This is a genomic window from Salinisphaera shabanensis E1L3A (genome assembly GCF_000215955.2).
Classification (GTDB): Bacteria; Pseudomonadota; Gammaproteobacteria; order Nevskiales; family Salinisphaeraceae; genus Salinisphaera; species Salinisphaera shabanensis.
On sequence record NZ_AFNV02000012.1, the window covers coordinates 21,994 to 34,468 of the forward strand.

General features: G+C 62.1%; 9 protein-coding genes. 2 read left to right on the forward strand and 7 right to left on the reverse strand.

The features are described 5' to 3' along the window. Positions 1 to 73: 73 nt before the first annotated feature. A complete protein-coding gene (locus SSPSH_RS17915; protein WP_021031619.1) occupies positions 74 to 784 on the forward strand; it encodes a TetR/AcrR family transcriptional regulator in 711 nt (236 codons plus the stop codon). 54 nt (positions 785 to 838) lie between these two features. Here the strand turns inward: SSPSH_RS17915 and SSPSH_RS08925 are convergent, their stop codons facing one another. The 7 genes from SSPSH_RS08925 to SSPSH_RS17920 form a co-directional block, all read right to left on the reverse strand. Further along, positions 839 to 2,671, reverse strand: coding sequence for a long-chain-acyl-CoA synthetase (locus SSPSH_RS08925; RefSeq protein ID WP_006912640.1), 1,833 nt, complete (start codon positions 2,669 to 2,671; stop codon positions 839 to 841). A gap of 103 nt (positions 2,672 to 2,774) precedes the next feature. Beyond that, positions 2,775 to 3,515 carry an Abi-alpha family protein gene (locus SSPSH_RS08930; RefSeq protein ID WP_006912641.1) on the reverse strand — a complete coding sequence of 247 codons (741 nt, stop codon included), beginning with the start codon at positions 3,513 to 3,515 and terminating at the stop codon, positions 2,775 to 2,777. A 52-nt stretch (positions 3,516 to 3,567) separates the two neighbouring features. Next, a complete protein-coding gene (locus SSPSH_RS08935) occupies positions 3,568 to 4,836 on the reverse strand; it encodes a DUF445 domain-containing protein (RefSeq protein ID WP_006912642.1) in 1,269 nt (422 codons plus the stop codon). Positions 4,837 to 5,012: 176 nt separating this feature from the next. Beyond that, positions 5,013 to 6,449 carry a TolC family outer membrane protein gene (locus SSPSH_RS08940; protein WP_021031620.1) on the reverse strand — a complete coding sequence of 479 codons (1,437 nt, stop codon included), beginning with the start codon at positions 6,447 to 6,449 and terminating at the stop codon, positions 5,013 to 5,015. Next, a complete protein-coding gene (locus SSPSH_RS08945; RefSeq protein ID WP_006912644.1) occupies positions 6,446 to 9,571 on the reverse strand; it encodes an efflux RND transporter permease subunit in 3,126 nt (1,041 codons plus the stop codon). The genes SSPSH_RS08940 and SSPSH_RS08945 overlap by 4 nt, the downstream gene beginning before the upstream one ends. Further along, positions 9,568 to 10,725, reverse strand: coding sequence for an efflux RND transporter periplasmic adaptor subunit (locus SSPSH_RS08950; RefSeq protein WP_006912645.1), 1,158 nt, complete (start codon positions 10,723 to 10,725; stop codon positions 9,568 to 9,570). Before SSPSH_RS08950 ends, SSPSH_RS08945 begins: the two co-directional genes overlap by 4 nt. Then, a complete protein-coding gene (locus tag SSPSH_RS17920) occupies positions 10,722 to 11,207 on the reverse strand; it encodes a GbsR/MarR family transcriptional regulator (protein ID WP_006912646.1) in 486 nt (161 codons plus the stop codon). The genes SSPSH_RS08950 and SSPSH_RS17920 overlap by 4 nt, the downstream gene beginning before the upstream one ends. Positions 11,208 to 11,365: 158 nt before the next feature. Here SSPSH_RS17920 and SSPSH_RS08960 point away from each other — a divergent pair, with 158 nt between their 5' ends. After that, the gene (locus SSPSH_RS08960) at positions 11,366 to 12,466 is read left to right on the forward strand and encodes a permease (RefSeq protein WP_006912647.1); all 1,101 of its coding nucleotides are present in this window, start codon (positions 11,366 to 11,368) and stop codon (positions 12,464 to 12,466) included. Positions 12,467 to 12,475 lie beyond the last annotated feature (9 nt).

A 12,475-nucleotide genomic window follows, 5' to 3' on the forward strand; every position in this document is an offset into this window, starting at 1 on the left:
CAGCCCGTTTTCGAAAAAGAATGGTTTTCAGATAATAGCAAGACGACTCTGCTCGTCAAGCAGGCATAAGCACGTGAAAGAAACAGATCCGAAGTCATCCACTCGCAAGCCGCGCCGCCGCGGTTATCGCGGATTGAGCGCTGAACAGCTCAGAACGCAGCGCTATCAGCGGCTTATAGCCGCCGGCACGGACTTGTTCGGCGAACGCGGATATGCCGCCACCCCGATCGAGGCCGTGTGTTCGCATGCCAAGGTTTCGACGCGCCACTTCTATGAACAGTTCGAAGGCCGCGAATCGATTTTGCATGCCGTGCACGCCGAGCTGGTGCAACGCATGGACCAGATCGTGCGCGCGTCGTTGACCGAAACGCGCACGCCGCTGACCCAGCGTGTCGCCGACACCATCGAAGCTGCGGTCTATTTTCTGCTCGACGACCCCAGGCGCGGACGCATTCTCTGTATCGAGGCAGTGGGCGTATCCGAAGTCATGGAGAAAAAACGCCGCGAAACCACGCATCAGCTGGCCGAAATCATTCGTCGTTACGCCGAACTGATGGCTGACAACGGCGTATTGCCCACGCGGGACTACCATCTGCCGTCGGTCGCGCTAGTCGGCATGTTCAACGAGCTGATCGCGGAATGGCTCACCGAAGATACCGGTCTCACAGCGACGGAAATGGCACGCGAAGCCAAGATCATGTTCCGGGCGATGATCTTTGGTGCCCAGCATTACGAAGCCACCGAATCCGGCGACGACGCGTTCGACGCCGCCGCCTCGGAATAAAGCCGCAGGGCTTGAGCCCGGGCGGCAGACGAGCGCCGCCCGGGCACGCGGCGACTACAGGTTGATATCGCCGTCAGCGAGCGCTTCGCGCGTGGTGTCGTCGATCGCTTCGTAGCGGTCGGCGCCGGACTTGAGCATATAGACCGGCTCATCGCCTTCCGGGCTATAGCTCTGCTTCTTCAGGTCGACCTTGCGATACTTCATCGTACCGGTGACTTCCTGTTCCGGACGCAGGCGGATGAATACCGGCACCGCGTAGTCCGGCAGTTCGTCACGCAGATGGCTCACCAGCGCCGCCCAGTCAATATCTTCCAGATCGCGTACCGGCGTGATCGCGGCCATGCCGGCCCGGCCGTCGCTATGGGGCACTTCCACGCCGTAGACCACCGATTCCTCGATCTGGCTAAAGGCATTGAGCGCGTTCTCGACCTGCGTGGTCGCCACGTTCTCGCCTTTCCAGCGAAAGGTATCGCCCAGCCGGTCGACGAAGGCGATATGACGCATGCCCTGGCGACGCACGAGATCGCCGGTATTGAAATAGCAGTCGTCCTTCTTGAACACGCCGCGAAAGAGCTTTTTCTCGCTCGCCTCGGGGTCGGTATAACCTTCGAAGGGCGCGAAATCGGTTACCTTGTTGAGTAACAGACCGGTCTCGCCTTTCTTGACCTCTTTCATCCGGCCGTTGTCGTCGGTGACGGGCTCTTCGGTCTCCGGGTCGTATTCGACAACGGCAAACGGCAGCGGACAGAAACCGGCGGTACGATCCATGTTGAAGCCATTCACGAAGACCAGGTTGCCTTCGCTGGCGCCATAGAACTCGCAAACGCGCTCGATGCCGAAACGGGCCTTGAACTCGTCCCAGATATCCGGGCGCAGGCCGTTGCCGATTACCGCGCGAATGGCATGGTTGCGGTCGTTTTCGTCCGGGTCTGCCTGCAGCAGGTAGCGGCACAACTCACCGATATAACAGAACACCGTGGCCTTGTGGCGCCGCACATCCGGCCAGAAGTTGCTCACACTGAACTTCGGCGCCAGTGCAAACGTCGCCCCGGCACATAGCACCGACGACCACGACACCGTCAATGCGTTGTTGTGATACAGCGGTAGCGGGCAATAGAACCGATCATCGGGCGTCAGGCGCAGCCCGGCCATACCCAGGCCTGCGCCGCCGCGCAGCCAGCGCACGTGGCTCATGCGCGACGCCTTGGGCATGCCGGTGGTGCCCGAGGTGAAAATATAGAAGCAGGTATCGCTGGAAGAAACGTCGGCGGCATCGTCGAGATTGCCGGTCGGCTGGTTGGCGGCCTCGGCAAGAAAATCCGTCCAGCCTTCGGGCGCGGGAGATGCAGCGGCACGGCTGCTGTCCGGCACCAGCCATAGCGGGCTCAGACCGGCGATGCCGGACTCGCCACGAATTTCCTCGAACGCATCGAACAACTCATCGCCAACCAACATCGCTTTGGGCTTGACCGTGCCCAGGCTATGCGCGAGCACATCGCCACGCTGTTTGGTATTGCACATCGCCGCCGCCGCGCCGAGTTTGGCCAGCGCGGCCACGATGAACAGCGTCTCCGGCCGGTTGCCGAGCAATACGCCCACCACATCGCCTTTTTCGATGCCGCCCGCCTTGAGCACGCGTGCGTAGCGATTGGCATTGGCATTGAGCTGGGCGTAGGTATAACGCTGGTTTTCGAACGTGATCGCGTCATGCTGCGGCCGACGCCCGGCATGGCCCTCGATCAAAGTCGCAATCGTGATGTTGTCCTGGAATTTGGACTTGAGCAGGATACCTGCGCCCATGAGCAGCCGGTCGACCCCGCTGAGCTTGTCAGCGGTGGGTTTAAGTACGTCCCAGACACTCAATGTGTCGCGCTCGGATTCACTCATCGGCCGGTCTCCTCGTGGCGGTATGAATTCTGTATAGCGAAACGATCCCTTTTCAGCTTTACAGCTTAACAGCCCGGTGCGCGTGCGGGCAGCAGCGTGCGCTCTAAGCGCCCTGGGTCGGCGCGCTCGATACGACCTCCGCCGGGCGGCAGTCCTGCCAGAGCGCCTTGCCATAGTCGCTCATATGTACGCTAAAGCGCTGAAGCCGCGGGTAAAGCTTCATTTCACGCCGAACCCGGTCCATGGTCTTGCGCAGCTGCGTGTCGGCGAGCAGCAATTCATACTGATCCGCCAGGCGATCATCTTCGGGGCCGGCTTCGAATACGCCCAGCGCCAGCATTTCACTCATGTACTGGGGCACATAGTCGCGCAGCAACACGCCGGCATCACGCCCCAGCGAACTGGCATTGGCGAGCACCACCACACTCACCGGCCCGGCCGGCAGGCGGCCGGCGGCGACATTACACAACGGCGCGATTTCCCGATCGGCGAGCAATGCCATCATCGCGACCTGGTCGGGCACCAGCCGCGACAACGTCTGGCGATACATCCAGACGCGCGCGGCTTCCGGATCGACCCCGCGCGACTGCGTGATCAAGCGCGCCATCATGTCCCGCGGTGCAGGGCCTTCGACCGCCGGGCCACGCGTACGCGCTCGCTCCTGCGGCGCGTCGGACATCGCATCCAGACGCTGCTTGAGTTCGGCCATGGCCCAGGTCTCGGCGTCCTGAAAACGGCGTACCGCAGAGCCTGCCACCGGCCATTCCTCGGCGGCACGCGCGGCCTGGCGCAGGAACTGGAACGCTCGCGGGGTACGCACAGTCAGATTCTTCTTGCCGGCCATCGTTTTATCTCCAAATCGAATCGCCCGCCTGCTTGGCGAGCCGTCATCAGCTTCAACCCAAGCCGGGAATACCACCAAAACGTTCCATGAAAACGCTCGAGAACAGCGCGATCAGCTGGAACCAGCCAACGGCCAGTCCGAGTGCGGCGCCGACCGCGATCAATATCCACTCGTCTTCCTCGAATGCCGGCCGAAGCATGCCCTCGAACTGAAGCGGGGTGAGATTCTGCAAGCGCGTGATCAATGTTTCCTGAATCGCCATCGCATCTTCGGCATAGCCCGTCATATGCGAAAGCGTTTCCGGCATACGAGCGACGACTTCGGCCACAGCCTCCGCCTTGATTCGCTCGTAATCCTCGTTGCCCAGCGTCCAACTCACGAACGGACGCGCCACGCTGGCGCTGGAATCGATCGCACGCTGCACCTCGGTCTGTACCAGCGCGAACAGTTTATCGGCATACGGGCCGGTGAGAATCTCTTCGAGAATATTGGCCGGGGTGAGAATCTGCGTGGCCACGAGGCTGCCATAGTCCGCGGCCACCTCTTGCTGACGCTTGAAGAACAGGCCCTGGATCGTGAAGCCCGCGATCCGAAACGGCTTCTTCGGGTTGAAGATCATCTTCAGCGCCAGCCAGTTGGTCGCCCAGCCCACCAGCAACCCGAACAACGGCAACAACCACCAGGCCTGGAAGAACACCCAGATCAGCATCTGGATCAAACCGAACGCAAACCCGAAGTAGGCGCCGGAACGGCCGATGAAAATGAATTCGTTGCGACCGGTCTCCAGAAAGATGCGGTTGAGCAGATTCTTTTCGCGCACCAGCACACGCGTGATCATGCCCTTGAGATCGAACATGTAGCGCACGTTGGTGCGCACTTCGTTCATCAGCTCGCGGATGATCGTCGGCGCCTGGGCGCGCACGCGGCGCTTGATCTGGCTGCGCACGACCAGCGGCAGCGCCTCCCACAGCGTGGGGTGGTGGCGATGCATCACCGTATCGGTAATCTCGTCGGTCAGCTCGATCATCGGACCTTCGAGTTCATCGGCGACACGATCGGGATCGAGCCGGCCAAAGATCTCGGCTTCGGTAATCAGCGACTCGGTGATGGTATCCACCGAAATACCGGTCATCTTCGAGGCCTTGCGCGGCACGATGCCCTGCCAGCCGAGCCAGGGTTTATACAGCCCCCAGAACTCGATCGGATGAAACATCATCTTGATCGCCACGACGTTGGTCACATAGCCGACCACCGCGCTGATCACCGGCATGGAAATATATTTCCAGGTCTCGACACTCAGATAGAGAAAACTGCCGTCCATGCATCGGTGTGGCGCCTATCGCTGCACGGGCGCCATGCTCCTCGAACTTGTCGTCGTTATTATGATGCGCACATCGCGAGCGGCGTATCGTCGCCGCTGACATCAAGCGATGTCGATCATAACAGCCGCACACCTTCGCGCCGGCAACGACGCCAGACAAATCGCAAAGCGGCGTCTCAACCGGTGGTGCCGGCCTCGGGCGCCCCGCGCAGCCGAGCATTAATGCGGGCCAGCTCGTTGAAATCGAGCACACCGGCGGCTTCGCGTAGCCGCAGCCGCGCCAGCGCATGGTCGTACCAGGCCTGCTTGCGATCGGCCCGGCGTTGCACCAGCGTGATCTGTGCATCGATCACATCGAGAATAGTGCGATTGCCCAGCCGATAGCCCGCCTGCGCAGCCTCGAGCGCCGTCTGCCCGGATGCGATCGCCCGATCGAGCGCTGCCAGACGGCGCTCGGTGGTCTGTACGTTGCGATAGGCCTCGTTGATATCGATAAGCAATTGGCGACGCGCGGAAATCACATCCAGACGCGCCTGCTCCGCGTTGTATTCGGCCTCTGAGACCGCCGCTCGTGTTGCACCACCGGAAAAAAGCGGCATCTGCAGTTCGACGCCGATAGAGCGGGTTTCATCGACGAGATTCGCCTGCCCGCCTGCGCCGAGTGGAAACAACTGCTCCTGGCGACCGACGCGTCCGACCAGATTGACCGTCGGCAAGTGCCCGCCCCGCTCGGCGCCGATATCCTCGCGCGCCGCCCGCCAGGCTGCTTCCGATGCCGCCACCTGGGGCGAGCGTTGCAGTGCGACCGCAAGCCACGCATCGCGGTCTCGGCCTGCACCGTCGACGGCCATATCCGGCATGGTTTCGGTCACATCGATACCGGACAACGCATTCGGCGTCCGCCCAGTCAGCGTGATCAATGCATCGCGCGCGCTGGCGAGCTGGTTCTCCGCGTCGATCGCATCGACCATGGCGCTGTCGAGACTGGACTGTGCTTCCTGCTGGTCGGTGATCGGATCGAGGCCGGCCTCGAATGCGGCCTCGGCGCGATCGAGCTGGCTCTGGATCGAACGCTGCTGTTCACGGGCCGAGTTCAATGCATCGCGCGCGGCCAGCACATCGAAATACGCCTCGGCCACACGCACGATCAGCGCCTGTTCGGCATTGGAAAGCGATAGCACGGCCTGATCGCGACGCGCGTCGGCGGCATCCTTGGCCTGCCAGGCGGTCCAGTTGAACAGTGGCTGAGTCAGATCGAGCGAATAGGATTGCTGATCGGACGTCGTCGGGCCGTCGTTGCCACCGAAGAAACTCAGCCCGCCGCCGGCGCCGGCATCGCCGCCCTCCGGCGACTCGAAGGTCTGCTCCTGTTCGACACGCGTATAGCTCGCGCTGGCCGACAGCGAGGGCAACAGCTGCCCGCGCGCCTGGCGATAACGCGCATCCGCCGCGCCGGACTCGGCCTGGGCGGTGAGCAGTTCGGTATCGTTACGCAGCGCCTGGTCGTAGGTATCGAGCAGGTTCTGACCGGCCTGGGCCGGCAAGGCAACGGCGAGCGCCAGCAGAGCCGCACCCATGGTTGGCCGGCGGTATCGGCATACGGATCGTGTCATGCAGGATCTCCGCGACGTTTCGACCAGCGCTCGCCCACGCGTGCGCCGAGCACCAGCAAACAGGGTGTAAGCACCAGCGTGAGCAGCGTCGAGAACATAAGGCCGCCGACGATGGCCGTGGCCAACTGTGTCCACCACTGGGTCGAGGGCGCCCCGAAGGTAATCGAACGACCGATGATGTCGACGTTCATCTGCAACACCATCGGCAGCAGGCCGAGAATCGTGGTTACAGTGGTCAGCACCACCGGGCGCAAGCGTTCCGCGCCGGTTTGAATGACCGCGTTCCACGCGTTGAGACCGGCCGCACGATTCACGTTATAGGTATCGATGAGCACGATGTTGTTGTTGACCACGATACCGGCGAGTGCGATGACGCCGATACCACTCATCACCACACCGAACGGCTGGCCTGCGATCAACAGCCCCAACAGCACACCAACGGTGGAAAAGACCACGGCCGAGAGAATCAGAAACGACTGATAGAAGCTATTGAACTGGGTCAGCAGAATCACGCCGATCAGCGCGACGGCTACCCCGAACGCCTTGGACAGAAACGCTTCGGCGTCGCGCAGATCCTCGTCCTCGCCTTTGAACGCGATATCTACACGCGGATTGAGATTGGCGGACTCGACGTTCGCGCCGATCCACTCGCGTAGTGCTGTGAGCTGATCGGCAACGAGCTTGCCTTCGGCCACGCCGGATTCGACCGTTACTGTTCGCTGACTGCCGGTACGTTCGATATTCTCCACCTTGGGCGCAGCCACACGCGTCACGAAATTGGACACCGGCACCTGACCGTCGTCCGTTTTCAGGCGCAGGTTATCCAGTGATTCCAGATTGCGCGCGTCTTCGGGAAAGCGCACGCGGATATCGATTTCGTCGGTGGCATCGTCCGGACGATATTCGCCCACCTTGATGCCCTGGGTGACCAACTGAATCGCCTGACCTATCGAGGCCACATTCGCGCCGTAGCGGCTGGCTTCGGCGCGATCGACATCGATACGCCACTCAAGGCCCTGGCTCGAACGCGTGTCCTGGATATCGGTGAAGCCGCCGACCGAGGCCATGCCGCGGCGCACGAAATCGGCGGCGTCATCCAGTGCCGGCATATCCGGCCCGGAGATCTGCAGTTCGACCGGCTTTGCCTGGGTCGGGCCCTGGGCCTGTTCCTGGACCTCGGTACGAATACCCGGAATGCCGGCAATACGGTCCCGCACGTCGGCCATGATTTCACCCGCCGGCCGGCGTACCCCCCACGGCTCGAACTCGAGCTGGATCTGGCCGATCACATCGTCGGCCGTGCCCTGGCGAAACGACTCCTGGCCGGCGCCGGTACGGGTGTAGACCGATTCGAAACCGGACATCGTCAGCACGCGGTCCTCGACCTGACGCACGAGTCGGTCGGCTTCCGAGACGGATTGCTGACCGCGGGCATGAATCTGGATGACTGCGTTGTCGGGGGCGATATCGGGAAAGAATTCGACGCCCTTGCCCAGACTCGCGTAGGCGAAAATTGCAGCGAAGAACAACAACACTGCGCCGAATGCGGTCTTGCCGGCGTGACGCGCGAAAAACGACAGGGTGGCGACATAGGCCCCGGTCGCGCCGCGCAGCTTCTGGCCGGGCTGCCAGACGGTTTCGGCACCGCCCGGCGCGGAACCACCGATGACGGCACCGAGGGTGGGTACGAAGATCAACGCCATCAGCAGCGATGCACTCAACACCGCGATCAGCGTGATCGGCATGTAGCGCATGAACTCGCCGACCACCCCCGGCCAGAACAGCAGCGGCGCGAACGCGGCCAGCGTGGTCGCCGTCGAGGAAATGATCGGCCACGCCATGCGTTGGGCGGCGTGCATATAGGCTGAGATCTTGCTTTCGCCCTCGGCAAGAAACCGGTCGGCGAGTTCGACCACCACGATCGCGCCGTCCACCAGCAGCCCGAGCGCCAGAATGAGGGCAAACAGCACGACGATGTTCACCGACAGACCGAGCGCGGCCAGGGTGAGAATGCCCAGCAAAAATGAGCCGGGAATGGATACGCCCACAAGCGTACCCGCACGCAGGCCAAGAATACCCACGATCACGATCATCACCAGCAGAATGCCGCTGACCACATTGTTCTGAAGATCGCCCAGCAGTCGGGTAACGTCTTCGGATTCGTCCTGCGAGTAATTGACCTGGATCGCGTCGGGCCAGGCCTGCTGCAGACGCGCGACCGCATCGCGCACCGCCTGATTGGTATCAATGATATTCGCGCCGATGCGCTTGGTGACTTCCAGCGCGAGCGTGGGTTGCCCGTTCAGCCGTGCAAAACTCTCGCGATCGGCAAAGGCCCGTCGTACGGTCGCCACGTCGGCGACAGTGACAACCTGATCCTCGGCGCGCTTGATCGCGGTATTGCGCAGCGCGTCGAGATTGTCAATCACGCCCGGCACCTTGATCGAAAACCGCCCCGTGCCGGATTCGAGCGCGCCTGCCGGCACAAGCTGATTGTTCTGCTGAACCGAGTCGAACACCTCCTGGAGCGACAAGCCGTAGCTTTCCAGCTTGAGCGGATCGATATTGATCTCGATCTGTTCTTCGCGATCGCCTGCGATATCGGCCTCGAGCACGCCGGGTATGGACTCGAGTTCGTCCTGGACATCCTCGGCGAGTGCGACCAGCACGCGCTCGGACACATCGCCGTAGAGATTGACCACGAGCACGGGGAACAGGGCCACGTTCACTTCATTGACCGTGGGCTCCTCGGTTTCATCGGGTAGATCCGCCTTGGCGATATCGACCTGATTACGTACATCGTCGAGCGCGGTATCGGGATCGAAACCGGCCTCGAATTCGAGAATCACGCTGGCATGGCCTTCCGAGGCCGTCGCGCTCATCTCCTTCAGGCCTTCGATCGAGCGCAGCTCCTGCTCCATCGGCTTGACCAGCAAACGCTCGGCGTCCTCGGGCGAAATGCCCTGATGCGTCATCGACACATAAATCGTGGGAATCGTGATATCCGGCGACGATTCCTTGGGAATATCGCGATAAGCGACACCGCCCGCAAGCAGAATCACGATCAGGCCCAGCACGACGGTGCGCGGCCGCGAGAAGGCCGCAGCGATCAGCGCATTCATGAGTCCGAGTCGGCGCCATTCGCAGCCGGCCGTGCATCATCCTGGGTTGGCGCGGCCACGGCTCCACCGGCCGCCGCATCCGCATCGTCCGCGATGCGGACCGGGTCACCCGCGCGCACGAACCCCTGGCCGGTGGTGATCAGACGTACCGTCTCGGGCAGCCCGCCCAGCCATAGCCGCTCGTCATTGCTCTTGACGATATCGGCGGTATGAAAGGCCACGCGCCCGTCTTCGCCGATCGTCTTGATCCCCATGTCGCCGGCTTCGTTGAGCGTGAGCAGATCGGCGGCCACGTCGTGGGCCTCGACCTCTTCCAGCGGCAGGATCAGCTTGGCCGAGGCGCCGGAGACGAGCCGCCCGCTCGGGTTGTCGACTTCCAGCTCGACCGGGTAGGTACGCGTGGCTTCATCCGCTTCAGTGGCGACATAGCGCACCGTACCGTCGACCGTTCGGCCGTCGATCAGACGCGCATGCCCGCTCTGGCCCGGCTCGACAAAAGCGACATCCTTTTCTGCCAGATCACCCCGAACCACGAACGGATCCTGCTGAATGACACGGGCAATTTCATCACCCACCCCGACGTAGTCACCGATTTCGACCGGCCGGGTTTCCAGTACACCGGCAAACGGCGCGCGGATGACGGTGTTGTCGATATCCTGCTGGATCTCGGCGAGCTGAGCCTGCGCGGCTTCCAGATCGGATTTGGCCTGGGCGAGATCGGTCCGGGTCTGATACCCCTTCTCCGACATCTTGCGTACGGCTTCGTATTGCAATCGGCGCTGCTCGACCACGGCGCGCGCCTCGTTGCGCGATGCGCTGCGGTCGTCGACGGCGATACGGGCCAGCACATCGTTCGCGTTCACGCGGGCGCCGCGTCGGGCCTGAACCGACTCAATACGCCCCGCGGTCTGGGCGCGCAGGGTCACGGCGCGATCGGGGGCGGTACGGCCGTTGAGTTCGACCTCTCGCCATACGGACTCGGCGGTCGAGGTGCGCACCGCCACACTTACCGGCTCGGCCTTATCGGCTTTCGGCGCCGCCTCGGCGGCGGATTGGTCTGTATTACCGACCATGCCGGACGCCAGCCAGGCCGCGAGCACGACCACGATAACCAGAACGATCCAGATCGGACGGATATGCGGCATGCGGCTCATGATCGGCCCTGGGGCGGCTTTTCGTCCGCCCTCTGGGCCAGACGCTCGATCAACTCACGGATATTGTCGCGCGCGTTGTCGATAAAGTGGTGCATATCCGCAAGGCGGGCCTGCGCATCGTCCCAGTCGGCCGGCAGTTCGCGTTCTGCCTGAGCCAGCGATGTGCTCATCGTTCCCATGCGTTCGACATAGCCTTCGAGCAGTCGCAGGTAGTGGCGTTCGGCAAGCTGATAATAGTCTTGGCGATCGCCGGGTACGGCGGTGGCTTCGAGCACGCCCAGATTACGAAGAATACGCGCATTCGTGCTCACGCTCGCGCGCGAAACCTGCAGCGAATCGGCCAGGGCCGCCAGGCTTGCAGGTCCGCCATGAATAATGAAATACCCCAGCATTCGGCCGGCGATGCGCGGCATGCCATCACTTTGGGCAGCCAGCCCCATGCGTTCGATGAAGGCGCTGACGGCCTGGTTTGATTCGCTCATGGCGCAAGAGCCTATAGCGTCCGATTCGTTCAATCAATACTGAATGAACCGAATTTTATATTCGAGTTTGCATCCGTACCCAACTACAGGTCTATTTTTTGGGCATTCATTCGCGGCCTCGCTCTACGGCTCGAACATCGCAGAACAAGGGATGAATTATGAACTGGCTATCGATGCTGGGAGAAACGCTTTACACCATCGCCGGCATGGGCTGGAAAATGCTCTGGGCGCTGGTGGTGGGTTTCGCGATCTCCGGTGCCGTACAAGCGTTCGTCCCCAAACGTCGCATGGCCCAGGTCATGGGCGATGATGGCCCGGCGTCGCTGGCACGTGCCGGCTTTTTCGGCGCGATCAGTTCGTCGTGTTCGTACGCAGCGGCGGCAATGAGCCGTAGCGTGTTTCTGCGCGGCGCCCACATCACCGCCGCTATCGCTTTCATGATCGCCGCCACCAATCTAGTGATTGAACTGGGTTTCGTGCTCTGGTCGCTGATGGGCTGGCAGTTCGTGGTTGCCGAGTTCGCGGGCGGTATCGTGCTGATCGCGATCATGGCGCTGCTCATGAAGAGCTTTGGGCCGGCCCGGGCTTTCGAGCGCCTACGCGAAGCCGCATCCGATAACGACGACGTCAGTAATGATGACGTGCCCAGTTTGTTCAGCCTCGACGGCTGGCGCATGGCAGCCGCGCGCTTCGCCATGGACTGGTCGATGATCTGGAAGGATATCGTCATCGGTATCGTCGTCGCCGGCGCCGTGGTTGTCTGGGTGCCCCAAAGCTTCTGGCAGGCGCTGTTTCTCTCGTCGGGCGACCAGGTCAGCTGGCTACAGATGATCGAAAACGCTTTGGTGGGGCCGCTGGTCGCGGTGTTCAGCTTCGTCTGTTCGGTGGGCAACGTGCCCATGGCCGCAGCCCTGTTCAATGGCGGCATATCCTTCGGCGGGGCCTTGGCTTTCATCTATGGCGATCTGATCGTGATTCCGATGTTGCTGGTCTATCGCCAGTACTACGGCACCAAGCTCGCCGTTCAACTCGGGGCGATCCTTTATATCGCCATGGCGCTGACCGGCTTTCTGATCGACGTCGTCTTCACCCTCGGCGGCTGGGCCCCAGAAGCAACAGCCGTGAGCGTCGGCTCGATGGAATTCTTCAAAATCGACTACACGTTCTGGCTGAATCTGGTTTTCACCGTAATCGGCCTTGGCCTGTGGCGGCTGTCGAAACAAGCATCGCAGCCGGCGCACGGTTGCCATCACCACTAGTCCGGCACG